The 25,521-nt window shown below is 54.7% G+C and carries 20 protein-coding genes and 1 pseudogene; 11 read left to right on the top strand and 10 right to left on the bottom strand.

Annotation, left to right across the window (positions count from 1 at the left end; all coding sequences use genetic code 11):
- From K9N21_03555 to K9N21_03545, 3 genes are all read left to right on the top strand, one after another.
- On the top strand, nucleotides 1-1,209 hold the full coding sequence (locus K9N21_03555; GenBank protein MCF8142976.1) for a DUF3089 domain-containing protein: 1,209 nt from the start codon (nucleotides 1-3) through the stop codon (nucleotides 1,207-1,209).
- Nucleotides 1,210-2,229: 1,020 nt separating this feature from the next.
- On the top strand, nucleotides 2,230-2,400 hold the full coding sequence (locus K9N21_03550; protein ID MCF8142975.1) for a DUF4258 domain-containing protein: 171 nt from the start codon (nucleotides 2,230-2,232) through the stop codon (nucleotides 2,398-2,400).
- Nucleotides 2,401-2,402: 2 nt separating this feature from the next.
- Nucleotides 2,403-2,621 (top strand): DUF2283 domain-containing protein, encoded by a 219-nt coding sequence (locus tag K9N21_03545; protein MCF8142974.1) that lies wholly within the window; start codon nucleotides 2,403-2,405, stop codon nucleotides 2,619-2,621.
- A 281-nt stretch (nucleotides 2,622-2,902) separates the two neighbouring features.
- On the opposite strand, the gene K9N21_03540 is transcribed toward K9N21_03545, so the two are convergent.
- From K9N21_03540 to K9N21_03525, 4 genes are all read right to left on the bottom strand, one after another.
- Entirely contained in the window at nucleotides 2,903-3,436 is a 534-nt protein-coding gene (locus K9N21_03540; GenBank protein MCF8142973.1) for a hypothetical protein, read from the bottom strand.
- A gap of 5 nt (nucleotides 3,437-3,441) precedes the next feature.
- Nucleotides 3,442-4,119, bottom strand: a complete 678-nt coding sequence (locus K9N21_03535; GenBank protein MCF8142972.1) for an energy-coupling factor transporter transmembrane protein EcfT — start codon at nucleotides 4,117-4,119, stop codon at nucleotides 3,442-3,444.
- The gene (locus K9N21_03530) at nucleotides 4,097-5,473 is read right to left on the bottom strand and encodes an energy-coupling factor ABC transporter ATP-binding protein (protein ID MCF8142971.1); all 1,377 of its coding nucleotides are present in this window, start codon (nucleotides 5,471-5,473) and stop codon (nucleotides 4,097-4,099) included. The genes K9N21_03535 and K9N21_03530 overlap by 23 nt, the downstream gene beginning before the upstream one ends.
- Nucleotides 5,474-5,950: 477 nt before the next feature.
- Nucleotides 5,951-6,166: a hypothetical protein gene (locus K9N21_03525; protein ID MCF8142970.1), complete on the bottom strand. Its 216-nt coding sequence runs from the start codon at nucleotides 6,164-6,166 to the stop codon at nucleotides 5,951-5,953.
- Between the two features lie 88 nt (nucleotides 6,167-6,254).
- On the opposite strand from K9N21_03525, the gene K9N21_03520 reads away from it, so the two are divergent.
- Nucleotides 6,255-6,647: a PadR family transcriptional regulator gene (locus tag K9N21_03520; GenBank protein MCF8142969.1), complete on the top strand. Its 393-nt coding sequence runs from the start codon at nucleotides 6,255-6,257 to the stop codon at nucleotides 6,645-6,647.
- Between the two features lie 37 nt (nucleotides 6,648-6,684).
- Here K9N21_03520 and K9N21_03515 read toward each other — a convergent pair.
- The 5 genes and pseudogenes from K9N21_03515 to K9N21_03495 all read right to left on the bottom strand — a co-directional run bounded on the left by K9N21_03515 (nucleotide 6,685) and on the right by K9N21_03495 (nucleotide 14,527).
- Nucleotides 6,685-7,404, bottom strand: a pseudogene (locus K9N21_03515) (hypothetical protein).
- A gap of 10 nt (nucleotides 7,405-7,414) precedes the next feature.
- A complete protein-coding gene (locus K9N21_03510) occupies nucleotides 7,415-9,397 on the bottom strand; it encodes a TonB-dependent receptor (protein MCF8142968.1) in 1,983 nt (660 codons plus the stop codon).
- A 350-nt stretch (nucleotides 9,398-9,747) separates the two neighbouring features.
- Nucleotides 9,748-11,133, bottom strand: coding sequence for a hypothetical protein (locus K9N21_03505; GenBank protein MCF8142967.1), 1,386 nt, complete (start codon nucleotides 11,131-11,133; stop codon nucleotides 9,748-9,750).
- Between the two features lie 177 nt (nucleotides 11,134-11,310).
- Nucleotides 11,311-12,831 (bottom strand): hypothetical protein, encoded by a 1,521-nt coding sequence (locus K9N21_03500; GenBank protein MCF8142966.1) that lies wholly within the window; start codon nucleotides 12,829-12,831, stop codon nucleotides 11,311-11,313.
- A 52-nt stretch (nucleotides 12,832-12,883) separates the two neighbouring features.
- Nucleotides 12,884-14,527: an OprO/OprP family phosphate-selective porin gene (locus K9N21_03495; protein MCF8142965.1), complete on the bottom strand. Its 1,644-nt coding sequence runs from the start codon at nucleotides 14,525-14,527 to the stop codon at nucleotides 12,884-12,886.
- Between the two features lie 719 nt (nucleotides 14,528-15,246).
- On the opposite strand from K9N21_03495, the gene K9N21_03490 reads away from it, so the two are divergent.
- The 6 genes from K9N21_03490 to K9N21_03465 all read left to right on the top strand — a co-directional run bounded on the left by K9N21_03490 (nucleotide 15,247) and on the right by K9N21_03465 (nucleotide 22,494).
- On the top strand, nucleotides 15,247-16,656 hold the full coding sequence (locus K9N21_03490) for a CoA-binding protein (protein ID MCF8142964.1): 1,410 nt from the start codon (nucleotides 15,247-15,249) through the stop codon (nucleotides 16,654-16,656).
- A gap of 65 nt (nucleotides 16,657-16,721) precedes the next feature.
- Complete coding sequence (locus K9N21_03485) at nucleotides 16,722-17,423, top strand: WbqC family protein (protein MCF8142963.1); 702 nt, start codon at nucleotides 16,722-16,724, stop codon at nucleotides 17,421-17,423.
- Between the two features lie 11 nt (nucleotides 17,424-17,434).
- Nucleotides 17,435-18,505 (top strand): KamA family radical SAM protein, encoded by a 1,071-nt coding sequence (locus tag K9N21_03480; protein MCF8142962.1) that lies wholly within the window; start codon nucleotides 17,435-17,437, stop codon nucleotides 18,503-18,505.
- A 184-nt stretch (nucleotides 18,506-18,689) separates the two neighbouring features.
- On the top strand, nucleotides 18,690-20,297 hold the full coding sequence (locus K9N21_03475) for an MBL fold metallo-hydrolase (GenBank protein ID MCF8142961.1): 1,608 nt from the start codon (nucleotides 18,690-18,692) through the stop codon (nucleotides 20,295-20,297).
- A gap of 363 nt (nucleotides 20,298-20,660) precedes the next feature.
- A complete protein-coding gene (locus tag K9N21_03470; protein MCF8142960.1) occupies nucleotides 20,661-22,046 on the top strand; it encodes a TrpB-like pyridoxal phosphate-dependent enzyme in 1,386 nt (461 codons plus the stop codon).
- A 151-nt stretch (nucleotides 22,047-22,197) separates the two neighbouring features.
- On the top strand, nucleotides 22,198-22,494 hold the full coding sequence (locus K9N21_03465; GenBank protein ID MCF8142959.1) for a hypothetical protein: 297 nt from the start codon (nucleotides 22,198-22,200) through the stop codon (nucleotides 22,492-22,494).
- Nucleotides 22,495-22,664: 170 nt separating this feature from the next.
- Here K9N21_03465 and K9N21_03460 read toward each other — a convergent pair whose 3' ends face one another.
- Nucleotides 22,665-23,384, bottom strand: coding sequence for an AAA family ATPase (locus K9N21_03460; GenBank protein ID MCF8142958.1), 720 nt, complete (start codon nucleotides 23,382-23,384; stop codon nucleotides 22,665-22,667).
- 276 nt (nucleotides 23,385-23,660) lie between these two features.
- On the opposite strand from K9N21_03460, the gene K9N21_03455 reads away from it, so the two are divergent.
- Entirely contained in the window at nucleotides 23,661-25,520 is a 1,860-nt protein-coding gene (locus K9N21_03455) for an indolepyruvate ferredoxin oxidoreductase subunit alpha (GenBank protein MCF8142957.1), read from the top strand.
- Nucleotide 25,521: the final 1 nt, after the last annotated feature.

The following is a 25,521-nucleotide window of genomic DNA, read 5'->3' as shown; positions in this document are numbered from 1 at the left end:
GTGAAGACGGTGAAAATCTGTTTGGCATTGATAAGTATGCTTGCCGGGCTCACTCTGTGTGTTGCCTGCAACGATAACCACGCCAGCGACGCCAACAAGTATTCTCTTTCGAGCAACTGGCAGACTCTCCCGGAGAGTGCGTCGCAACCGGTGGATGTATTCTTTCTGTATCCCACAACCTACTTCCCCAATCTGGATAGCGATGACCATGTATATTCCGCGGCTTGGAACCAGACCATTGAGCAGGCCCAATCCGATCCCGCAATTCAGGCTCAGGTCGAATCCAAAGCAAGCGTCTTTTACAAAGCGGGCGTCAATTTGTACGCACCCTTTTACCGGCAGGCGGCAGGCCCCAACGTTCTCGAAGCCCTGCTCTGGAAAACACAACCGGAAAACAGCGATGCCGCAAACACGGCCTTGGAAATCGCATACGAGGATGTCGAGAACGCATTCGATTACTATCTGGCTCAATACAACAAAGACGCCAATGGACGACCGCGCCCGTTTATTCTCGCGGGCCACAGTCAGGGCTCCAACCTGCTGCTTATGCTTTTGGAGCGGCGGTTCTCGGATCCGGAACTCCGCAGGCTTCTGGTCGCCGCCTACGTGATCGGCTGGTCAGTCACCGCCGATGATATGACAAACTACCCTGACCTGTCTCTGCTCGGTATCTGCGACAGCAAGGAGCAAACCGGATGCATCGTCACATACAACACGCAGCAAAATCCCGGTGATTTTTCACAAACGACCCCTTTTCCGACCGGAATCGTGCAAGCGAACGCGTACAGCGTCAATCCGCTGACTTGGGTTGCAACCCCTCCGAATGAAACAGAGCCCGCCGCCGCCCCTGCCACGGCCAATCTCGGGGCGGTCTTCTACAAGTTCCAGCCGCCGCCGGTAAAGCCCCAATTGGGGCCTCCCCCCGGTAGCCAGGTTCCAGGCCAAATCGAGCCCGATTGGGAAAAATGTCTCATTGGCGGCACAGAGGTCGACGCCATAGTGATTGTCGGCTACACCGGTGCCCAAAACAATCACGGCGCCTTAGTGATCGACCCAAACACTTTGCCGTCGCCAGGGTACTACCAAAACCTGAATAAACCTTACAATACGCTCCCGGGTTGGTATCACAACTACGATTATGCTTTCTTTTTCTTCAACCTTGAACAGAACGTCATCGACCGGATCGCATCGTATATGGCCGGCCGGTAAGCGGAGATCAATGCCACCCCGTCCCGACAGAACGGCTTGTACCGGCCAGGTAGGCTGCTCCTCGACTACTGACTATCCGGTCTGCGTCGGCAAAGACCACATTATGAATTGATGTGCGTAATCTCACTCCCCCATCACCACCCCTTACCCAGGGGTCAGATGTCAGCCCTGCCGCTGACCGCCGAAGCGCCGAGTTTGATCAACCAAGAAACTGAGTTTACAAGTTTACATAATTTATTCACGCACTCTGTGCGAATGCGTAAGCAAGGCATCCATCGCGATCGGAGCCGGCGTTGCTGTGCAAAGCGGGGCCACGGTTACGTTCAGGGCGCCAATTGTGACTTTGCAGAGCGGGTTTCATGCAGAAGAGGGATCGGTTGTTAATATTGAACAGGAATAGAGGGATTATGCCCAAAGGGTAATATCGGCCATCCGCTGCAGGATTGGCCTGCATTTGGAGATTCCAAGTTTCATGGTGTCCAGGCTTTGCCGGTCGCCACCTCCCCTCCAGTTTCCCTGAGTAGCCCGATTATTCAGGCAGACCAAACAAAATCTCGGGATATCCTGAGCACGGACATATGATTGCGATATATGCCGTTATTGACAGGTACAGATAAAGCCACGTACTCGCTGGCGGTCCCAGGCGCCTGTAATTTCCTTCTAATGGCTAGAGACGTCTTTCTGGCCAGAATGGATATCCCAAACGTTTTCTCCCAGCCCGATGGTTGTGATATCCTTTCTCGGGAAGGTGTATGGGTTGGGAATGGGAAGTGGGGGATGCTGGCGCAGAAGGTGATGGTTATATATGGGAACATGAGCGTATCCTTTTATGGTGAGATTAGCACGATGGGATGCGCGCCGGGCGTTATGCACCACGTGATGGATCGAGGCAATGAAACAAACGATATTCTTCAACAACATCGACCGGAACGATTTTATCGCCCGATTGGCTAAACTGGCAGAAAATGTAAACACTTTCCTGTTGCTCACCGGCCATAAGACCTGATAACATGGTTGTGAATGAAACCCGTCACATATACCCGGCACGCAAGAAACAGAATGCGGTGGCGTAGGATTGCAAAAGCCGATGTGGCATCCGCGATTGCTTCTCCTGATTTTGAGGAGCCTGCCCTCGAAGGCCGAAGGAATGTGTGGAAGAAGTTTTCAGATAAATATCTGAGGGTTACCTAAGCATGCGCATTGAGTACGATAGAGAGGCCGACGCACTGTATATCCAGTTACGAGATGTATATGTTGAGGATAACATCGATGTTGAAGAGGGCATCTCCATCGATCTGGATAAAAAGCGGCATGTAGCGGGTATCGAAATCCTGGATGCGAGCAAAAAATTGACATCGCGGGATTTGATGAACATAACCATTGAAAATCTCCCCTTGGAAAAGGCCGCCTGAAGTATTCTTCCTCAAACTCCTTACTGAAATCCTTGGCACAAAAAGATACAACCGCCGCCTACTCTCCAGACGTTGACCTTCGCGTCGCCTTATCGGAAGATCTATCAAATATCAGCAGGGAAATGCTGTCACCGATGTCAGGGCAGATTCTTTTTTGTGGTCTTGAAAAGGAAGGAGAGGCGGCGGAATGGGGGCATCATACGTCGTATCCAGGAGGGCCCTCCTTTGAGAAGGTATGTCGGGAGAATCTGATATGCGAAGGGGAATCAGGGCGTTCCGGTTCACGGGCCCCGGGTAATCAGCCCGCTTCCCTTCAGTCTGCGGACGACCGGCGGCGCCATCAGTGAACCCGCGGCGCCGAACAGAACACCGAAGGTCGACGAGAGGGCCGCATGCTGCAGGATCAGGGACCACTCCATCCCAATCACCCATTCGACGACGACAATGGTGAGGAAACGGCTTGCCGAGGCGCTGGCCCCGATGAGGGCGCAGGCCAGATAGCTCCCCGGAAATCCTGGATAGAAGATCCCCCCTAAATCGACAATCAGCCCGGGCACGACGAACTTGAGGAGGATCAGCGGTCCACCTTTTCCCATTCCCAGGAGCATGGACAGCAATCCTGCCACCAGCCCCGCCAGGGTGGCGGCACCCATCCTGGGAACGCACCCCCTGGCAAGAATGAGGAAAAATACGGTGAAGAACATGGCGTGGCCCGGAATATTCAAATGAAGGCGCAGCCCCGCGCGGGTAATGACGATAAAACTGGCGCAGAACCCGAGACAGATGGCCTCCTGAAGGGTAAATTGTTTCTTCATGGGCATCACCGGCGTTCTCCAAAACCCCTCGCTTCAGCGGAGAGGGCTGCTTCCTTGGCGGTCTTGAGCGCTCTGACCATCAGTGGAATCATGAGACAGTTAAAGAGGTCTTTCCAATGTTTCGGTTTCCATACCTGGCGCGGGGCGATGGGCGCCCCTCGAAGCCGCTGGGCCATGGCGATTTCGCGGAATTCGCGGGCAAAGAACGGGAGAAAACGAAAACTGGTGAAGAGGACAAATGAAAGCCATTCCGGCAGGATCCGCTTCAGGCTTCGCATCATCTGAGATCCCTGGGTGGTCCGAACAAACACCACCCCCGGCAAGAATAAGAGGAGGATCTGGACGCCGGTTCGAATCCCCGGCCAGAGTCCTTCTGCCGGGCCGTATTTCACCACATAGAGGATGACGATAATCGCCGTCTGGATCAGAAAGATGCGGATGTCCCGCCAGAAGTCCCTGAGGCCCAAACCCGCAGCAAAGTAGTACACCAGATTGACTGCCAACAGGGCGCCCAGGGCCCATGGGACCCTCGCCGCGACGGCCAGTGCCCCCAGGGCCCCGCACAGGGCCAGTTTCCAGCCCGCCCCCAACCGGTGTACAGGGGAGTCGTTTGCGCAGTACTGGAAGGCATATCCTCCCTTCGGCCGGCCTTTTTTGCGTTCAGAGGGCGCCGATTTTTCCATCCTTCAACCTCAGCGTCTGGTCTGCCCAGCCCCCATCCGGCAGATATTCATGGGATGCGATCAGAATCGTGGTATGACGCTCCTTTCTGAGCCGTGACAATATCCTTAAAATACGCCCGCGCTGTCCGAAGTCAAGCCCGGCAAAGGGTTCATCCAACAACAGGACGGCGGGTTGCGGAGCAATGGCCGATGCCATTGCAACGCGGTGCTGCTCCCCGAAACTCAAGGTAAGGGGGGACCGGGCGCTCAAGTGGCCTGCCTCACAGAGGGCAAGGGCCTCCAGGACGCGTTCATGAACCACACGGGGGGGAAGCCCCAGCCGCTTGACTGAAAATCCCACCTCCGCGTAAACCGTCTCTTCAAAGAGTTGACGTTCCGGATTCTGGAACATGAACCCCACCTTTCCCAGGAGGGCTTCGGGCCTTAATTTGGTAATGCCGGAGATGTGAATCATCCCTGAATCAGCCTGTGTCAGCCCGGCTATTGATTGTAACAGGGTCGATTTTCCCGCACCGTTCTCCCCCAAGACATGCACGAGGGCGCCTTGACAGATCTTCAGGTCAAGACCGCGAAACAGCGGATGGCCGTCGGCCCCGGCCAGGTGGAGGTCTTTTACGTGGATCAACAAAGGTCCGGCCCCGAGTGCGGAAGATCTGTCGCCACGGCCTTGACCCGGGGGGGGCACCGGTACGATGGGAGGCATTTCATTTAGGGTCTCCCGCAGGCGGCCCCGTTCCATGAGGATAAACCGGTCGGCCAGTTCGCAAAAGGGGGCCAGGTCGTGATCTGCGATCAGCAGGGTGTGCCCCTCATCTTTCAACCTCTTCAAGATCCTGACCAGCCTCTCCTTTCCGGGCGGGTCCAGCTGGGCGGTCGGTTCGTCCAGGAGGAGAAACCTGGGCGACATGGAGAGGACGGAAGCGACGGCAAGACGGTGCTTCTCACCGGCTGAGAGGTGTTCCACATTTCGCGTTTCAAATCCGGAGAGGCCCACCAGCTCCAGACTCTCCTTCACGCTCCGTTGGATATCCTCTGGGGCACGGCCCTGGTTTTCAGGACCAAAGGCGGCCTCATCCTCCACTGTGGTACAGAGGATCTGGGTCTCGGCATTTTGAAAGACCATGCCGCGGGACGAGCCCGGCCCCGACCCGGCTATCTGTATGGAACCTGAAACACGTCCTCCCTTCAGGAGGCCCTTGACTGCCAAAAGGAGGGTGGTTTTCCCTGAACCGGAAGGGCCGTTCAGGCAGACGCATTCGCCCAGGCCCACGGCGAGCGATACGCCCTCCAGGGCAGGCGCCTCTGCCCCCGGATAATAATAGCCGTAGTCCTTGACCTCCAAGACAGGTTGCATCCTCATGGGCCTGTCTTCGGATCCAGGTGCTTCATGCTTGACACGTCGTTGCCTTTGCTCATATGATCCCAAGTATTGGAAAAAGGATTTCTGTGGGGATGACGCACAGTTGAACAGTATCCTGATAAAATCGCGACGGGCTGTTCTCTGCGGCAGGCATTCAGGCTCATGCGACCCCATGGCTGATCATGGGGCTCCGGCCAAAGGGTGACCGGCCCGAGCCCGTATCCTTATAAATTGTAGTTCATTTCATGTTGGAGTTAAAGGAAATTTCGTGGTGTGGCTGCGCGGCCCTTGTTTCAATTCCGTGCAGTCGTGGCGTTTATGGTGTATGGTGAAGCGGTGGTCCGGTAGGAATGGGGATTGGATTTGAGATGTTGATCAGGAAGGGATTCCTGCATTGGATGTCAGACGGGTGGAGCGGCACTGACATGCGCCGATCCCTCCCGATCTCACATCCACTCATGCGCGATTTTTTCAGGCCGCTGCCCCTTCGCCCTTTTTTTCTTTCCCGGCCTTCAAATAGACAATCTCGGCACCGGTAGCCTCGGCCAGTTGGGCCAATTCTTTGTTGCGCATATGCTTCACATAAATCTTGAGGTCAATGCCGCTGACCCCCAACACCCTGAAACGGGGCTTTTTTTCACCCTGTTCAATTTTCCGTCTTTCACGGACAAAGATTTTACCGCCCATGGCCGCCTCCTTTCTCGTTGTGACGCTTTGCATGAAAACTTGATCAAAGGTGGATTTGTTTTTTTGAACCTATATCCTTGAAGCATATATGTCAACAAAAAAAATAGGCCTCTCAGAGAAAAGGCCCTCTCGGGTCTCCCACGGGAAACAGGAGCGCTATATTCAGCCTTCCATCTTGTTGGGGCTTTACATGAAACCGTCTTATGGATATGAGCTCATTCAGGAGATTCAGCGGTTCGGATTCGTGGAGGGGCATGCGCCGCCAGGCATGATCTACCGCCACCTGCGCCAGATGGAGGAAGAGGGGTTGGTTGCTTCCGAATGGCAGACCGAGGGAACCGGTCCGGCCAAACGGGTGTATCATGTAACCCCCGAAGGGGAAGAGGTCTTGGTCCTATGGACCCACTACATGGAGCGTCAGGCGGAAAATCTCAGGCAGTTCATAGCCCAGTTTCGCCAAGTGCAACGGTCGGATACCTGACCGGCAGTTCATCCCCAATGACAATTTCCTGCTTATGGTCTGTTTTCTTTCGTTTCTCTCCCAACGACTCCCAGATGCCATTGGCAATAACCTTTACGCTGATAACGGCCCTGTTGCCCCAGAGTCTTGGCCGAAGCCATCCCTTGGTATGAACCAGGTCTTCCGGGGCCGGGACCTGGGCGTTTCTGTCAAGGGAGACCACCAGGATATCCGAGCGCTCCAGATCGGCCACGGGCACGACATCCGGGAAGTTGCGAAGCCCGTTAAATTCTATCAGGCGGCCGCTCCAGCCGGAGGCGGTGAGTCCCACCGCGGCAGTCGCCCCGATAATCCCGTCATCCGTTCCTCCGTGCCCGGAAAGATGCACCCCTGACGCGGCCCGCAGGGCCTCCTTCTGGCTGACCACCCGTCTGGTGCAGCTGCGACCGAAGTCCATTAGTTCCGGCAGCGTTGAATGGTCTTCGCACGCCACGCATACCCCGGGATCGCTCCCGTCAAAAGAATATCGTTTTACATGCGCGATCGCCCTGGCCGTGAGCTGCTCCAGGAGCGACCTATCCGGCATATTGACAACCACGCATGCGGAGCTGTTGTGTGAGGTATAAGGTATTCCGTCATGGACGAGAAGCTGCTGGCGCACCACGCCCCACAAACTGCATCCCTCCGGGAGTTCCCTTTCAAACCACCGCGCCAGTTTGCCGGTGCCGCGATCGGCGCCTATCACGTCCGTATCATCAAAGCCTATAAAAACGCGCATCCATTATCTCCTAAAAATGAACCTCGACCCCTCCATAGACCGTTCTGCCGGCCATGGGGAACCCGTAGCTCTCCTCATAATCCTTGTCAAAAAGATTGTCGGCCCCTACAAAGACATCCAACAGGCCGTTCAACAGCGTTTGATCAAATTTGATGTTCACCAGGGCATAGTTGTTGAGGTCCCTCTTCTCAAGCGGCGTATCCCTGGAATAATAGACCTGGTCGGCTACATAGATGACATTCATGTACGCTGAAAAGCCGCAGACAAAGGTGTACTTCCCTTCAAAGGTCAATTTATGTTTGGGCCGGTATTGGAGTTCATCCTTTTCCGTGCCCGGAGACTTGTCCTCGGTGTCGAGAAAGGTATATCCGGCCCTCAACATCAGATTCTTCATGAATTGGGTTTCAGCCGTTAATTCAATGCCCTGAAAACGGTATTCGTCATTATTCTCGTAGGGTACGTCATTGAAGAGTTTTTCAATGTAATTTTTCACATCTGACCGGAAACCGGTCAGGCTCACCCGGCTGTTCAGCGGAAGGCCCTGCTCTATTCCCAGCTCATAGTTGTAGGATTTTTCTGTCTCGAGATCGGGATTGCCATACTCCATTTCGTAGAGCTGCCGGATGGTGGGGAACCGGATCTTTCGTGCAAATGATCCCCTGAGCCGGGTGTCTTTCAGGACATCGTAATGGACCCCTGCCAGATAGCTGTTGTCATTGTCATTTGAACCTTCCTGCTTGTCGAGCCAGTGGTGGCTGTATCCTAAGACCACCCCGAAATTCTGAAACGGAGACACCTCGTATTCGATGGAGGCGTCGTATACGTCGAGGTTCGATTTATTATCAAAGTATCTGAATTCATAATTTTTTCCTATCTGCAGATCCCTCACTTTTCCGCTGGATCTGTAGTCCTGGCGCTGGGCATCCAGCCCGATGGTGAAGAAACCGAATGATTTCAGATCGTAGCTCCCCTGCAGGGCGCCTCCCCAGACCTTTGAGTCGCCGTCTTCAAAATAGCTTCCCTTGCTGTTCATGGAATTGTAGTTACTGTTGTCGTACCGGGTTCTCTCCTCGTCCAGGCTGTTAAAATAGACCCATCCCCGGATATCGGCCGGGCCGGGCAGATCATAGCTTGTTGAAAGCTGTGCGGAGAAACCCTCCAGGTCATTGACACGTTCGTATTTCGGGTTGCTGGCAAACGGATCCGGGTCTGTCTTGGTGCTCTGCCTGGTGCTGGCGGGAACGCCGTGGTTTCCCTTGGTATAGCTCGCCACCAGACCGACATCCCAGTCTTCCGTGGGTGAATATCCGATATTTCCAAAAAGGTTGTTTCTCCTGGAGTCGCTGTTGGACCTGAGGTCCTCATCCTCCAGGGGGGTGGGATCGAAGTCATCGGACAGACGAAAGCCTCTTTGCGCCGCCATACTCCCGCTCAGGAAGAAGTCCGCATTTTTTTTAGCCCCGGAGAGATTGAACCGGCCGAGACGCTCAAGCCCTTCACCGATCTCTCCCGAAGCCATGCCCTGGAACCCGTCCTTACCCTTTTTGGTGATAATGTTGATAACACCGGCAAGTGCCCCTTGCCCGTAAAGAACAGAACTGGTACCATAACTGACTTTGATTCTAGCAATGTTTTCCGTCGGTATGATCGAAGGATCAAACTGCCCGTCGAATGTTGAGTTCAGGGGGATACCGTCCAGCAGCAGGAGGACATGTCTGGAACGAAATCCCCGCAAATCCACGCGGGGGGTCCCTTCGGCCCCGGTCCTGACCTCCACGCCCGGCAACAATTCAAGGGCCTCGGCCAGGTCCCTGGCGTCCTTGTTCCGGATATCCTCCGCGGTAACTTCACGGAACGTCCCCACTGTTTCGACGCCTTCCTTCTGGGCTGAGACAACGACCTCACCCAGGGTGTAGATTCCGGTTTTCTCGGCATCGGGGGTCTGCGAGAGTGCTGTGGAGGGAAATCCCAGACAGGCCAGAAAAGCCTGCATGAAAAAGGACCCAATTATTCGCCTAAATGACCTGTGCTTACACAGACGATCTATCCGTATCGCCATGATCTTTCCTTTCTTCGATCTATGGATTGCAGGGGCCTGGGCTAAATGGTATATGGGTGCAAACGGTGTGATTTTCGAGCCCGATATTAGGATTCCATATGATAATTTGTCAACCATTAAAAATTAATTGATAATTTTTTTCTGAGACAACCTGAAACAACTCAAAATATCCGGAAATACCATTAGGCCTCGCTCCCCCTCGATGAGACCGCATCTCATTAATTCTCGAAAGAAAAACTCTCATCCTCCCGCAAGTCGATACCCCGAAATAAATCGAATCCCAGCTAATCCTGCACCTTTACTGCAACGCTATCCAGTCCCCACCAGGGTCCCAAAGGTGCGGCATCCAAAGGATCCACACCGAAATAAAACACATAATCTCCCTCAGGAAGAGGGTTGTTGAGTGCTTCATAGGGTTGACTGAGGGTAAACAGGGGTTCCTGAAAACACGGGGCAATTCCAGTGCCCCATCCCTTGTGGTAAACAAAGGTGTACCAACCCAAGGGAGGATCAAAAGACGTCCGGACAGCAATCCACCAATCAGCCTCGCGGCCTGCATCGTAAGACGGGTCCAGCGTAACGGTTATGGAGACGACATTTGTCGGCGACACAGTTATCGGCAAATCAGAGCCATTGGCCTTGATATCAGCCTTAACCGAAGGAACCGGCGCCAACAAAAAGGCATGCATCTCACCTTTAATCAGGCCGGTTCCACAGATATGACCCCCATCCGTAATTCCTCTGGCCTCCCTCAGCTCCCATCCGGAATCAACGGGAATTGCATGGTTGAGATCGATTCGTTGACCCGCTTTCCATAAATATGCCTTTCCCTCGATTCCGATAAGGGTTCCCTGGGCGCCCACCACATCCCCATGATTGTTGATACCGAAAGCGAGGCTCTCGCCCTCGCCTAAGAGGAGCGTCATGCCTGCGCCCTTTTCCCACAGGAAGGCACGGTATTCATCTGAAAACGTATTGATGTAGCCGACAACCTCTCCACTATCGTTGATGCCTGTGGCATAGTACCGCCACCCTTCCTCATCAAGAGAGCCCAAATCTTTCATCCCTTCCACGCTGTTCCAGATAAAGGCGCGACTTGGGCTCCCTGAGTTCCCTACCACATCACCAAGACTGTTGATGCCAAAGGCGTAACTGGGTCCGCCCAAAGTCCCGAGGATGGTCAGGGTATCGACTGAGGGGTCCCAGAGTACGGCGCTGGTTCCCTCGACATCGTTAAATCTTCGCGCATATCCGATGACCTTTCCGGAATGATTGATTTGGTTGGCCGTGGCAAAGAGAAAATCTCCCTTGTTAAGGAAAGAAAGCCCGTCGACCGAATCCCAGATAAAGGCATCGTCATTGTGGTGATGGATATTGCCCACGACCCGGCTTTCGTTATTGATCCCCAGCGCTTTTCCAGGGCCGATGTCCACCATCCCTGAGACGGCATCCCAATAAAATGCCTTGACATCTCCGTTGTCTGTTTTGGACTTTCCCGCGACGGCCCCCTTCTCATTCACTCCGTAGGCAAAACTCGTTTCACCCCCGAGGGTTCCCAGATCGATAATGGTGAATCGCGGCTGAGACATCGCGCTGCACGGATATGAAAACACCATCAACAACCCGAAGAACATGAGGATGCAAATTCGTTTTATTCGTGTCGGCGTCATGTGGCTTACTCCTGTTCGCTTCTGTTGGATTATCTCCCAGACTTTAAAAGCAATAGTTATACGGAGATGATCCGGATTGGCCCTATCTGCAAATTTCAGAAAAAATCTTCGCGAAAAACAAGAAAGGCAGGAACGTCTCCGTTCCTGCCCCTTTTGCCGAATAGTTGCGTGCCGCGGCTACTGGACAGTCACCTTAACCGTATCATGCCAGGTGCCCGTTGGTTGACCATCGGCATTGCTGTCCACGGCAAAATGAAAATTATATATCCCCGCAGGCAGCTTGCCGTTGAACACCTCAACACCAGGCGACAAATTGAACAGTCCCGCCTGAACGCAGGGTGCAATCCCTGAAGTCCAACTCCTCATGGCGTAGACATAACTGAACCACCCCCAATTCGATTCATATGCAGCCACCCACCAGTCGGCCATCTGTCCGGCCCGGCTGCCGGGGGTGAGCCCGACAGTGACGGAAATGGAATCGTTGCTTGAAATCGCTACAGGGCTGTCCTGGCCGTTGACCTTGATATCGGCAACAGGAGGGTTGGTATCCGTGATGGCGCCGTAGACAATGATTTTTTCCTGGTCCACATATTGCCAGCCGGCTTCCAGAACATCGATATCCGTGGTCCCTTCGGGGAGCGGTTCAACCCGGATAATGGTCACAGTCCGGGTGGAGGAACCGGCATTGTGGTCCCAGTCATAATCATAGGGCCATATCACATCCTGATTGGCGGCGGTACTGCCCTGGTCCGGAGGAGAGGTTACTTTCTGAGGCGGTACGATTCGAAATGGTCCTTCCCCCGAAAGTTTGTTGTCGTCGCCCAATATACCGGGTTCCATAGCCTGCCCTTCCCGCTTGAAGGCCAGAATCATCTTCAGGCCGTCTTCATTGACGATAGTATCCCCATGGCTTCGCCCCGCACAGGAAGGGGCACCGTAATCGCACCAGCCATCCGTGACGTTAATGGCGGTGTCCGCCTCGGCATCATAGTAAAACACGGCTTGGGGATAAATGCCGTTCACATGATAGAGTTCGGGATCCGGGTCCGCCTCAAGGGGATGATAGTCAGACCACCCATCCGGCGCAAACACCGTGATGCCCGATGCGGAATCCAGGATACCCGCATCCTTCAACAGATCTTCCACCGGTACCCCGCTATACTGAGCATAAAAATCACCGGACCGAGCGGTGTTCATGAGCAGAAACTGGGTATGCTGGCCCATGGCTTCCAGCTGGGCCCTGGTATACACGCGGCTCGGCGCCGGCACCTTGGTGGGATCGTCCTTGGCGTTGCCCGGATATCGGATCGCGGCGATCTCCACCCCATTGCTGTATCCATCCCCATCAGAATCCTTGTCCGCTATGGCGGCGACGGCATTCTGGTTCCGGCCGTTGAGCAGATAATCCATCCCATAGGGATTCAGGGTATCCACGATATTTCCGCTGCCGTCGTATCCATAGCTCTGATGGCACCACTGGCAGCTGCCCAGGCTCACCCATTTACCCGGTTTCTGTTCGTATTGCCCTCCGGTATGGCAGAGGGCACAGTGATCCAGTTTTGTACCTGCTTTGTCCGGATACTGGGCTACAAAATGCTGTGAATCGGTCTCTCCTTCATGATGGTACGCGGATAACACCACCGATACCGTGACCATGACCATAAATATGGCCCCCATAATGGCTGCACACTTTTTCATTTTTTTCCTCCCGTGCTGTTGTGTTAATTTCCTGATTTCAATCAAACTCCGGCTAAAATTGAAGTTGAATACGCCCCGTCACGACGTCTTCACGATCGCTGTATACGGCTTTCCCGGTGAGAGAATCCTTCATAATCAACAGGGGTCGGTCAAACCGGGTGCTTGTGGCATTGATCAGCAGACGGAGGTAAGGATTGAGATACCAGTTTAAAGCCACCGTGTAGGCCGTGGCTTCCCGAACCGAAATCCCCGGCTCCACAAGGTATTTATAGGTCGCATCGCCCCCGTCGAAGTAATCATACCGAAACGCCAGACCCAGGGCCCCCCAGCCGCCCTGCCCCAGATTCCGCAGCGGCCGGATCGCCTGAATGACCCCATGTTCAAGGGCTGGCTTTTCTCCGGTAATCATCCAAAGCAGTGCCCCGTAATGTTCCTTCACATTGATGTCAAACTCCGCATCACTGGTCTCAACATCCGAGAACCGCAGATTAATGTATTCCCCCCACAGGAGCAGAGGACCGTAGGCCCAGGCCATTTCAGCGCCATAACGGGTGCGGGAATCGACCTCGCGGATAATGTTGAATTTGGCCGCTGAATTCACATTGAAAAATGTGGTTAATCCACCGGTTTTCACCTCCACCTTCACATTGTTTCGATCCGCCTTGGCGTAGCTGTAAGATCCCCCGATCTGCAGCCCGTCCGCCAGGGGGATGCCCATGTTCCTGAAGGGGGCATAGACAATCCGGCCCGTAAATTCCGGAGAATCCGAATCGCCGCCCACCGTGTCGTCCAGACCGTCGCCGTTGAAAATACCCGCACCGTAGTAGATTCGATCGTCCCAAAAGGATGCATGGGCCATGAGGCCCACATCACGGCCCGGAGTCAGGTAGTAGCCCGTAGCCCGTTCGCCAAAGGGGATGTCCTGGTCCGTAGTGTACTGTTCAAGGCTGAAGGGCTCTTTAAACTGCCCCGCTCGAAAGGAGATGAACGGAAGAACAGAGGTATCCACGTAGGCATCCAGCAGGTTGCGGCTTCCGGCACCCTGGAACTCGTACTGGAATTTGTAAGAGAACATGCGGTATAGATGACCGGTGAGCAGCAATCGGGCCCGACGAATGTCAAATTTATTCTTGTCGGGATCCGCATCGCTGTCATAGCTGAAGTACCGATAATCCTCCTGAAACAGTCCGCCGATGCGCAACTCAAACAGGTCCTTTTCCCGAGAGCGCAGATAAAAACCCTCATCGAAGACCGCGTCCAATGTAAAAGCGCTCTCCTTTTTTTCCGGATCTTTTTGAAGGACCTCTTGAGTCTCTCCACCAGACATTTTCACTTGTGCGGTTTCTTCGGAAGGCGACGAGACAGACGCCTCCTTTTTTCCCCCCTCGTCTGCGACTGCTTTAATGGAAAAGGCCTTTTCTTTTTCCCTGGATGCGTTTTCCCGCTGAAGCAAGATCATTTCCCGCTTCTTCAATTCCTGTTCACGAGCCGCAAGGGCCTTTTGATCCTGTTTCAGCGTGGTCATGATCATCGCGGCCTGTTCATTGCTGATGGCGCCGTTCTGTTGAAGGAGCTCCAGCAACTGCTCAAGGGCCTCACCCTGGGCAGGACAGACAGTGTTTGATCCGAAAAACAGCAAAAGAGCAAACAGGCCCGCAAGCCCGAAGAACTGCAGCTTTTTTAAACCATGTCTCATAACTGAAAAATCGAACTCCCCTCTTTCTTAACGCGTCCTCAATCGGAAATCCGGAATGCATACTTTCTGCGGTTGGGGCAAGCAGACATTTATTACCTTTTTGAGTTATTTTGTGTCAATATGTTTTTTGATATTATCTGAAAATCTTTTTGGCATCATTAACTAACTATTCAGGCTCAATCATAACATGCTACTGAGGGCTATTCTATTTTTTTGACGGCACAATTTTGATATTTTCGTGTCATTCGACAACAAACGCCATATTTATTTCGCGGATGTCCGTAATAGAAATATATTATCTGTTAACATGTAGATGTATATATCTACATTTTTACCAATTCATTTCTTAACCAACCCATATGGACCTATGTGTAGTGTACCGTCCTGCTAAAAAACCGGGCAAGACTCAGGAGCTGAGATCATCGGCATCAGCCTTATTGACGGAGAAGATTAAGGAAGGGATGATTACCCCGGCGGATAGAGCGCTCATATCAAATTTGGGCGGAAAGCCTTGACTCTCACGCATCCACCGTGCAAATATGCGGGCCAATAATTGATGCATTCGTAAAAAGTCGTCACCCCGTTGAAAAACGGGGTCCAGAGGTTTTGTAACTGATTGAATATACTGGATTCCGGCTTTCGCCGGAATGACGAGAAATGACATTTCCTGACTTTTTACGAGACCATCGATAATTGAGTGAGAAAAAGGACGGATCGGCATGAATACGAAACCACAGGTAACTCACATGAAGGCGCTGTTCAATCCCGCATCGGTGGCGGTTATCGGGGCCTCGGACAAACCGGACAAACTGGGGTTCCACGTCATGAAGAGCCTGACACAGGGAGGATACCCGGGGAGGATCTTCCCGGTGAACCCGGGGACTCAAGAGATCATGGGATTGACGGCAATACCTAATGTTTCCGCCTGTGACGGGGGAGTGGATCTTGCCGTTGTGGTGGTGCCTGCGGGTCGGGTGCCGGGGGTGTTCAGGGAGTGTGCGGCTGCGGGCGTAAAGGGAATCGTGTTGATTACGGCAGGATTCAAGGAGATCGATGATCCGGGGGGCGCGGTGCTTCATGAAGAGATTGCCGCCATTGCCGATGGGGCCGGCATCCCGGTGATCGGTCCCAATACCTTCGGCATGATCAATTTCATGGCCGATCTCAATGCCTCATTTACCCCCGAGTTCTCCCTGCTGAAAAAAGGGGCCATTTCCCTGGTGAGTCAGAGCGGAGGGATATCCCATCTGCTCGGGTTTATGGCCATGCGGATGGATATGGGCTTTCGAATGATCGTGGGCCTGGGAAACCGGTTGAATGTGGATTTTTCTGAGATGATGGCGTTTCTGGCAGATGATCCGGATACCCGGGTCATCGTCCTTTACATAGAAGGGATGGATGAGGCCGGGGCCCTCATGGAAGCGGCCAGGCAGGCCACGGGTCGTAAACCGATTCTTGCATACAAGACCGGCACCGGAAAGACCGGAGATGCCGCATCCCGATCCCACACCGGTTCCCTGGCCGGGAGTCATGAGATCTACACCGCTTCCTTTGCCCAGACCGGAATTATCTCCATTGACACCACCGAGACCCTTCTGGATACGGCCAAGGCCTTTTCGGCCTGTCCTCTCCCGGCAGGTCCCCGCATGGCTGTCCTCTCCGGACAGGCAGGGCCTTCCATGGCCACCTGCGACGTGTGCGAGGCAGGGGGTCTTCAGATCGTCCCATTCACCCCCCGTACCCAGGAGACCATCAATTCCCTCCTCCCCCCCCTCGCCCTCCGAACCAATCCTGTGGACATGGGGCCGGCCTGGTATGACTCGGCGGCCATTCGAGGGATCATCCGGACGGTGATGGATGATGACAACGTGGACGGAATCCTCCTCTTGATGATGTTTGCATCTGCCAACAAGGATGCGGTCAGCGGCATCACCCCCCTGCTGAAGGAATGGAAACAGGAAAAACCGCTGATATCGTGCATCGTGTCTCCACCCGGTATATGGGACGAGGCCATCGCCGACCTGGAGACATCGGGTGCCCTGCTCAATTTTCCCACGCCGGAACGGGCCGCCCAGGCCATGGTCCATATGTGGAGATACGGGAAAATGCGCCAGAATTTCAATCCGTAACCAGACGCGGGTGGAAAGGTCCTTAACCTTACTTTAGTCATTTTAGTCACTATAGCTCTTTTCCCATGATCGTATCCGCCTATCAGCCCTATTTTGCCCCATTTGCCGGCTTCTTTGCCAAGGCCCTTCAATCGGACATCCTTGTCCTCATGGACAGGGTCCAGTTCCCGAGGGGAACCACTTGGCTTACGCGGAACCGGTTCAAGAACGACCAGGGCGTCCTCTGGCTGACCATTCCGGTCTGGAAGAAGGGGCTCGGTCTGCAGCAAATCCATGAGGTCAGGATCTGCAATGAAGGCCGCTGGGCTGCAAAACATCTGGCCAGCCTCAAGAGCGCCTACAGAAACGCCCCCTTTTTCGAGGACCATGCGCCTTTCATGGAGGGGCTTTTCTCGGAAAGGTTCGACAGGCTTGTGGATCTCAATCTGAACGTCATTCAACACATGATGGCGCACCTCCGAATCCCGGCAAAGGTTGTCCTTCTGTCGGATCTTAGGGTCGACAGTGACGAACCCCGGCTGTCCGTGGACATCTGCAGGGAACTGGGAGCGACCCGGTTTCTGGCCCAGGCCGGGGCCGGGAAATATCTCGATGCAGACCGATTTCAAAGAACCGGGATCTCCCTGGAATTTTTCAATCCCCGCCCCCCGGTGTATCCCCAGTTATGGGGACCGTTTCTCCCCAACCTGTCTGCACTTGATCTCCTCTTCAACTGCGGACCCAAGGGGCATGATCTCCTCTTGAAAAGCACGAGGGGCATAAATTGAAAACCGGGAACATGAACTGCGGCAAAGGCGCATCATGGAGAACGATCCTTTCTGAAAGCATCACCGCCCCCGAGGACCTGCCGGAATCCATCGAGGTGGACAGGGACCATCTGAAGGAGGTGACGGCCCGGTATCCGATGCGGGTCAACCCCTATTATCTGGGCCTTGTGAAAACAAAGGGCGATCCCATTTACAGGCAGTGCATCCCGGATGTCCGGGAGATCTCCGATGAGGCCGGCGTGGAGGATCCCCTGAATGAAGAGGAGGATTCACCGGTCCCCGGGCTGACCCATCGCTATCCGGATCGGGTTCTTTTCCTGGTATCCTCCGGCTGTGCCATGTACTGCCGGTTCTGTAACCGGAAGCGGAAGGTGGGCCGGGCCTCCATGGTCTCCAGGGAATCCATACGGGAAGGCCTTTCCTACATCAACGGACACCGGGAGATCCGGGATGTCCTCCTGTCAGGGGGAGACCCGCTCCTCCTGAGCAACCGGGAACTGGCGCGCATCCTGACGGATCTGCGGGCCATGCCCCATGTAGAGATCATCCGAATCGGCACGCGGATCCCCTGCACTCTCCCCCATCGGATCACCACCCAGCTGGCGCGTATGTTGGGGGCATTCAAACCGCTCTATATCAATACCCATTTCAATCATCCCGATGAGATTACCGAAGCCTCCTCACTGGCCTGCAGCAGGTTGGCCGATGCAGGCATCCCCCTGGGCTGCCAGACCGTGCTCCTCAGGGGCGTGAATGACGATCCCGGCGTCATGAAGAGATTGGTACAAAAACTCTTGACAATCCGTGTCCGGCCCTATTATCTGTTCGTGGCAGATCCGGCAAAGGGCACATCCCACTTCTGGACGCCCGTCAACAGGGGGCTGGAGATAATGTCCGCACTTCAGGGCCATACCTCGGGCCTGTGCGTGCCCCATTTTGCCGTGGATCTCCTGGGCGGCGGAGGGAAAGTCCCGCTCCTGCCGGAATATGTGCTTCAAAGGGATAGCCACACCCTTGTCGCCAGAAACTATGCGGGGAAAACCTACCGGCACCCGGTTTTGGATGAGGAATTTAGGAATTGAGGGATTCAGGGATTCAGGGATTCAGGGATTTGGGAATTGAGAATGGTGGGTGCTCGTTTCTCGTTTCTGGATACTCGTTGCTCCCTGCTATTTGCGCCTAACGCCTCACACCTCGTGCCTCGTGCCTTGTCGAAGATCCCGCGTCCGTTTGCGGGGCGCCTGACTTAAAATTAAGGAGATCCCGATGATTCGTGTAACATGTCTTGGAGGGGCAGGATCCGTGACCGGATCGTGTTATCTGGTGGAGTCGCCGGCCAAAAAAAAGGTCCTCGTAGACTGCGGGCTTTTTCAGGGCGGACGGCAGATGGAGGAGCGGAACAGGGGAGACTGGGGGTTTGACCCGAAAGAGATCGAGACCCTTTTCTTGACCCACGCCCATATTGACCACAGTGGTCGAATCCCGAAGCTGGTGAAGGATGGGTTTCAAGGGAAGATCATCACCTCCCCGCCGACTGCAGAGCTGTGCGAGATCATGCTCTTGGATGCGGCCCACATCCAGGAAATGGATGCCGAGTGGCAGACCCGCAAGAACAAACGCCAGGCCGGAGTGGATGTGGCGCCCCTGTATACCACGGAGGACGCTGAGGCAAGCCTGAAATATCTGCATCCCACCGAAAAAAACCAGATCATCACGATCGAGCCGGGTGTCAAGGCCCGGCTGAGGAATGCCGGGCATATCCTGGGCTCTTCCATTCTGGAACTCTGGGTGGAAGATGGGAAAGATGCGCTCAAGATGGTCTTTTCCGGAGATCTGGGCAAAAAAGAACAGCTGATCGTCAGGGACCCGCGGGAGATCTTTAACGCCGACTATCTGTTTGTGGAATCCACCTACGGTAACCGCATCCATCGTACATTTGAAGAGAGCAAGAAGGAACTGGTTGAGGCCATAAGGTACAGCGCAGCAGCCGGAGAGAAGATCATTATCCCGGCCTTTGCCGTGGAAAGAACTCAGGAAATCCTCTATATTCTGGGTGAATTTCTCCGCAACGGCCTGATCCCGGACATCCCCATCTACCTGGACAGTCCACTGGCCATAAAGGCGACGGAGATCTTCCGGAAGAACAAGAAGTGCTACGATGAAGAGGCCCTTGCCATTGTCGATTCCGGTTATGACCCCTTCGGAATGCCCAACCTCCACTTCACCCCCAGCACAAAAGAATCCATGGCCATTAACGAGGCATCGGGACCAGCCATTGTGATTGCCGGAAGCGGCATGTGTACGGCAGGCCGGATCAAGCATCACCTCAAGCACAATCTCTGGCGCCCGGGCGCCAGCATTGTGATCGTGGGATTTCAGGCCAAGGGGACCACCGGCCGCAAGATAGTAGACGGCGCAAAGCAGGTCAAGATATTCAGAGAGAACGTGGCGGTCAGGGCCAGGGTCTTCACCATCGGCGGCTTTTCGGCCCATGCCGACCAGGAGGACCTTTTGGCGTGGGTGTCTCATTTCGAATCCAACCCCAAGGTCTTCGTGGTGCACGGGGAGGCTGCCGCCAGTACGGCCCTGGCAGAGAAGATCCAGGAAAGGCTCCACCTGATCGCCCATATCCCGATGTGGAAAGAGCGTCTTATCCTCAAACCGAAGGATCTGGCATGGGAGAATCCCCCGGCCGAGGAGGAGACCCCGGACGTGAAAACCACCATGCTGAATACCCTCATCGACCTGGAGAATGAACTCAAGGCCTTGCGCAAGAAGATCAAATCAACAGAGGTAGACAAGGATATGGGAGAAGAGGAGATCGACCGCCTCAAATACATCCAGGACGAACTGAAATCGGTTTTTGGTCCTTGACTTTAAGGAATAAACCCTTTACCCTCTGATCTGTTTTTCTCGCATAGTATTCGTTTCGGCGCCATGGTTGCGCAATTTGATGCGGTCAGGATCCGGCGGATTCCTTTGTACCCGATCTCCCGCACTAAAGACCCGACGACTCGATAACTCTTTACAAATTATTCTCCAGCTCAATCAAACCCAAAAAGTTGGTTTCAATTTCTCTGTTACGCCCGGATTCGTACTCGCTTCAAAGGGTTGCACGTGTGTCCGATAACCGGGAAGTGTTTCTCAGACCCTAAGAATGAGGTAAGGCCGATCCGCGGCACATGGGCCATGGATCAGAACACATAACATCATTCATGGAAGAGAAAAGGAGGAACTATGGAGGTCAAAAAGATTTTTCTACCCGAGTCGGAATTGCCGCGTCAATGGTACAACATCATGGCAGATATGCCCACACCGATGGAACCGCCGCTTCATCCGGGGACCGGTCAACCTGTCGGGCCTGATGATCTGTCCCCCATCTTCCCCATGAATCTGATCGAGCAGGAAGTAAGCACCGAGAGATGGATCGACATCCCTCAGGAGGTCCTGGAAAAATATGTCATCTGGCGGCCCACCCCCCTTTACAGGGCCTATAATCTCGAGAAACACCTCGGAACACCTGCCAAGATCTACTATAAGAATGAGGGCGTCAGCCCGGCCGGGAGCCACAAACCCAATACGGCCATTGCACAGGCCTATTATAATAAGGTGGCCGGCACCAAAAGGATTACCACGGAGACCGGCGCGGGCCAGTGGGGAAGCGCCCTGGCCATGTGCTGCGCCTTTTTCGGGCTGGAATGCAAGGTCTTTATGGTGAGGATCAGCTTCAACCACAAACCGTATCGAAAGCTCATGATGCAGACATGGGGCGCCAACTGCGTGGCAAGCCCCAGCACCGAGACGGAATCGGGACGCAAGATCCTGGCCGAGAACCCGGATTCCCCCGGAAGCCTGGGCATCGCCATCAGCGAGGCAGTGGAGGCCGCGGTCGGGGACAAGGACGCCAAGTATTCCCTGGGCAGCGTCCTGAACCATGTGATGCTTCACCAGACCATCAACGGTCTTGAGACCCAGAAACAGATGGCCATTGCCGGCGACTACCCCGACGTGGTGATCGGCTGCGCCGGCGGCGGGAGCAATTTTGCAGGGAACTGCCTCCCCTTTGTCTGCGACAAGATTCACGGAAAGGACATCGACATTATCGGCGTAGAACCGAGTTCCTGTCCCACAATGACTGCAGGCCCTTTTGCCTATGACTTCGGGGATACGGTACAGATGACGCCGCTCCTGCCCATGCATACCCTCGGTCACAACTTTATCCCGGCCCCGATTCATGCCGGCGGGCTCCGCTATCACGGGATGGCCCCGATTATCAGCCAGCTCATTGTCGACAACCTGATCCGGCCCGAGGCGATCCATCAACTGGAGACCTTTGAGGCGGGCGTTACCTTTGCCAGGACCGAAGGGTTCATCAGCGCACCCGAATGCAACCATGCCATCGCCATGGTCATCCGCGAGGCCCTCAAGGCCAAAGAGGAAGGGAAAGAAAAGGTCATCCTTTTCAACTGGAGCGGGCATGGTCTGGTGGACATGGCGGCCTATCAGGCCTATTTCGAGGGCCAGTTAAAGGATTACCCCCTGCCGGCAGAGGAGATCAAACGGGCACTGGAAGACATTGGGCCTCTGCCCAAGCCGAAGCAGTACCAGCCGCCGCATCTATAGGCCATCCGGACACTGATGGCAAACTGAACCGTCGCTGCCGGAGGTCGATGCCCTGTCCTCCGGCAGCATTTTTTCAGGCGTGGGCCGTGTTCTCCCCGACCCAACCTGCACGCGGCCCCCTGAACCTCCAAACCTTTCACGTGAGATGGTCATGAAAAGGGAAAGTACACCGCCGAATGATGAGTACATGATCCGTTGCCCCAGATTGGGTCATCAGATCTATTTTTCCTATTGCCGCAGGGAAAACCACGGCCTTCCCTGTTTTAAGACCCTGGACTGCTGGTATCCCCATTTTATGGTCGAAGATTATTTGAGAGAAGCGCTTTCACCCGAAGAGTGGGAAAGGGCCTTTACCCGTTCTGACAAGACAAAAACCGTTTCCCTTATCGAATTGATTGAACAGGCAAAGAAACACACCGGAAAATCCGCTGATTCAGAAGAGCCTTGACCACGAAAGGCCAAGAGCAAAGACGTGCGAAGCGGGGAGCAGGCAGTAGGGAGTAAGGAGTAGGCAGGAAGGAGTAAGCAGTTCCCAGCGAAGAGGGACCAGAATCCAGCAACCAGCATCGAGCATCCAGTATCCAGGATCGAGCATCCAGAAACCGGTCCCACATGAGATTACAAATGGTTCAAAAAGGCGGCCCGGTCGGTCATAAAACGGTGATAGATCCGGTAGTGCTCGGTCTCCTCGTAGGCGATCTCCCGGACCGGCACGGCATCAAAACTGACAATGGCCGCTCCGGGGGATGCCAGCAGAATCGGCGAGTGCGTGGCGATGATAAATTGGGCGTGTCCCGCTTTTCCCATATCGTTCAGTACCTTGAGCAGTTCTAACTGGCTCCTGGGGGACAGGGCGGTCTCGGGTTCATCCAACAGGTACAGACCTCTAATGCGGTAGCGTGCCCTGAACAGGCTCATGAGGGACTGGCCGTGGGACTGGGTGATGAGGGATTTTCCCCCGAAATAGGTGAGCATCTCAGGATCTACTGCGGCCCATTCGTCTAAATACTGGGCAAAGTCCTTGAACGTCTCAGACCCGAAGAATGACCCCGGCACCCTTCCGTTACACCATTCAGCCCTGATAAACATGTAAAGGGACTCCTCATAGGGATTCATTTCCACGCGGGGACGCTGCTCTTCCTGCCAAATATGGATGCCGCAGCGATGACAGAGGGCCCTGAGGAGTGTTGATTTTCCCGTACCGTTTTCTCCCACAAAAAAGGTTACGGGCGCATGAAACAAGATGCTCCGGGTCTGGCGAAGGACTTGAAGATTGAAGGGATAGTATTCAGTGGTCGGGTATTTTTCAGAGAAAAGCGTTACCTTTTTGAGGTGCATCCGAATCTCCATAAAAGCATTGAATGGGGTTTGTGCCTGTGCCAGTATAGGAAATTACCCTCCTCCTGTCAACCGTCGGAAATGCCCCCTGAAAAACTCCAGGAGGTCTGCGGCCCGGCCGCCTCACTACTTGACTTTATGCTCCGGAGCGACTAGGCTTCTGCAACCGTTGCTGGTTGCTGGATGCTCGATACGGGATGAACCCTTGGGCCTGATACCCCATGAAGGTCCGATGTATTGGCGATAAACCATGAAACAGAGAAAAAAGGGATAGGTATGATGCACGAAGAAATCTTTCTGGGAAACGGGGCCATTGCATTGGGTCTCGTTGAGGCAGGGGTTCAGGTGGTCACCTCCTACCCGGGCACCCCCAGCTCTGAAATCCTGCCCGAGGTGGTCCGGCTCGTCAAATCAGAAAATCTCAATACCTACGTGGAATGGTCGACCAATGAGAAGGTGGCCCTGGACAATGCATTTGCCGCAGCTGTTTCAGGCAAACGGGCGGCCTGCTGCATGAAACAGGTCGGTCTCAATGTGGCCGCAGACTCTCTCATGAGCGCCGCTTATATCGGAACGAAGGGCGGGTTTGTCATCATTTCCTGTGATGATCCGGGTCCCCATTCCTCGCAGACAGAGCAGGATACCCGGCTCATGGCCCGTTTTGCCAAGGTGCCGGTCCTGGATCCGTCCGACCCTGAAGAGGCCCGGCAGATGGCCGGCCTTGCCCTCGCCCTTTCAGAAGAATTCGAGATTCCCGTTATCTTGAGACCCGCCATCCGGGTATGTCATGCGCGACAGGACCTGGTTCGGAGGGAGATTCCCCGTAATGAACAAAAGGCGTCCTTTGAAAAGGACCCGGGCCGATGGGCGGCAACCCCACGGTTCCGGTTCATTCTCCACGGTGAACTGAACCGGAAACTGAAAGACATCGGTCAGCGATTCGATACGCTTGCCCCATACAATTTTCACAACCTGACAGAGGGAAAGCAGTATCCTCTGGGAATCCTGGCTGCGGGGGTCTCTTACGCCGTGGTGAAGGATATTCTGGCGGAAGAAGACCGCGACGATATTCCGGTGCTGAAGCTGTGTGCGCCCTATCCCTTCCCCGAAAGACTGGCCGCGGAGTTCATGTCTGCCTGCGACAAGGTGCTCGTGGTCGAGGAGACCGACACCGTGATCGAGTATTTTCTCAGGGATCGCAAAAAGGTGTTGGGTCGACTCTCGGGCCATGTTCCGTCTGAAGGGGAACTGGTGCCCGAGGCCGTTTATGGAGTGATCGACCTGACGCTCACATCACTCGATCTCAGGGGCTTTAAAAGCGGTGAGAATGGGGGAGCGGCCCAACTGGTCAAGGGCCTCAAGCTCCCCATACGCAAACCGACCCTCTGTCCCGGCTGTCCCCACCGGGCCTCCTTTTTTGCCATTCGTAAGGCCCGGCCGAAGGCGATATTCACCTCGGACATCGGCTGCTATACCTTGGGGCTCAACCTGGGGGGCGTCGATACCTGTCTCGATATGGGCGCCGGCATCACCATGGCCTCCGGCTTTTACCATTCCTTTGCCCAGGACCGGATCGATCAGCCGATCGTGGCCACCATCGGGGATTCCACCTTTTATCATTCCGGCACCGCAGGGCTGTTGAATGCAGTTTACAACGACGCGCGATTCATCCTGGTGATTCTCGACAACCAGACCACCGCCATGACCGGGATGCAGCCTACCCCGGGCCTGGGAATCCGGGCGGACGGCAGCCGGGGAAAGGCCATTCCCCTGGAGAGGGTCGTGGCCGGATGCGGGGTCGACTTTATCGAGGAGATCGATCCCTACGACGTGAAGGGGATGGTCAAACTGATCAAAAAGGCCGTTGCGCATGTAAATGATCCGGACGGGGGGATCGCCGTTATTATCGCCCGCCATCCCTGCGTCATTGCCTACAGGGGAGCGGCCATTCCGAAAAAGGTGAAGGTCACGGTCACGGACGATTGCGTGGATTGCAACTTCTGCCTGGACCGGTTTGAATGTCCGGCCCTCTACAGGGATGAAACCCTGGGTCACACCGCCGTCAACCAGGCCCTCTGCGCCCAGTGCGGCGTCTGCCTGGAGATCTGCCCCAAGGGGGCTATTGTGGCAGCATAGG

This window comes from Deltaproteobacteria bacterium (assembly GCA_021737785.1).
Classification (GTDB): domain Bacteria; phylum Desulfobacterota; class DSM-4660; order Desulfatiglandales; family Desulfatiglandaceae; genus AUK324.
This window is presented reverse-complemented; position numbering and strand designations above follow the sequence as displayed.

Bases quoted from the DNA above. Each gene is read 5' to 3' on its own strand.
- K9N21_03550 (MCF8142975.1), top strand. From the start codon at position 2,230: ATGAAACCCGTCACATATACCCGGCACGCAAGAAACAGAATGCGGTGG.
- K9N21_03545 (MCF8142974.1), top strand. From the start codon at position 2,403: ATGCGCATTGAGTACGATAGAGAGGCCGACGCACTGTATATCCAGTTA.
- K9N21_03540 (MCF8142973.1), bottom strand. From the start codon at position 3,436: ATGAAGAAACAATTTACCCTTCAGGAGGCCATCTGTCTCGGGTTCTGC.
- K9N21_03535 (MCF8142972.1), bottom strand. From the start codon at position 4,119: ATGGAAAAATCGGCGCCCTCTGAACGCAAAAAAGGCCGGCCGAAGGGA.
- K9N21_03530 (MCF8142971.1), bottom strand. From the start codon at position 5,473: ATGCAACCTGTCTTGGAGGTCAAGGACTACGGCTATTATTATCCGGGG.
- K9N21_03525 (MCF8142970.1), bottom strand. From the start codon at position 6,166: ATGGGCGGTAAAATCTTTGTCCGTGAAAGACGGAAAATTGAACAGGGT.
- K9N21_03520 (MCF8142969.1), top strand. From the start codon at position 6,255: ATGTCAACAAAAAAAATAGGCCTCTCAGAGAAAAGGCCCTCTCGGGTC.
- K9N21_03510 (MCF8142968.1), bottom strand. From the start codon at position 9,397: ATGCAGGCTTTTCTGGCCTGTCTGGGATTTCCCTCCACAGCACTCTCG.
- K9N21_03505 (MCF8142967.1), bottom strand. From the start codon at position 11,133: ATGACGCCGACACGAATAAAACGAATTTGCATCCTCATGTTCTTCGGG.
- K9N21_03500 (MCF8142966.1), bottom strand. From the start codon at position 12,831: ATGAAAAAGTGTGCAGCCATTATGGGGGCCATATTTATGGTCATGGTC.
- K9N21_03495 (MCF8142965.1), bottom strand. From the start codon at position 14,527: ATGAGACATGGTTTAAAAAAGCTGCAGTTCTTCGGGCTTGCGGGCCTG.
- K9N21_03490 (MCF8142964.1), top strand. From the start codon at position 15,247: ATGAATACGAAACCACAGGTAACTCACATGAAGGCGCTGTTCAATCCC.
- K9N21_03485 (MCF8142963.1), top strand. From the start codon at position 16,722: ATGATCGTATCCGCCTATCAGCCCTATTTTGCCCCATTTGCCGGCTTC.
- K9N21_03480 (MCF8142962.1), top strand. From the start codon at position 17,435: ATGAACTGCGGCAAAGGCGCATCATGGAGAACGATCCTTTCTGAAAGC.
- K9N21_03475 (MCF8142961.1), top strand. From the start codon at position 18,690: ATGATTCGTGTAACATGTCTTGGAGGGGCAGGATCCGTGACCGGATCG.
- K9N21_03470 (MCF8142960.1), top strand. From the start codon at position 20,661: ATGGAGGTCAAAAAGATTTTTCTACCCGAGTCGGAATTGCCGCGTCAA.
- K9N21_03465 (MCF8142959.1), top strand. From the start codon at position 22,198: ATGAAAAGGGAAAGTACACCGCCGAATGATGAGTACATGATCCGTTGC.
- K9N21_03460 (MCF8142958.1), bottom strand. From the start codon at position 23,384: ATGCACCTCAAAAAGGTAACGCTTTTCTCTGAAAAATACCCGACCACT.
- K9N21_03455 (MCF8142957.1), top strand. From the start codon at position 23,661: ATGATGCACGAAGAAATCTTTCTGGGAAACGGGGCCATTGCATTGGGT.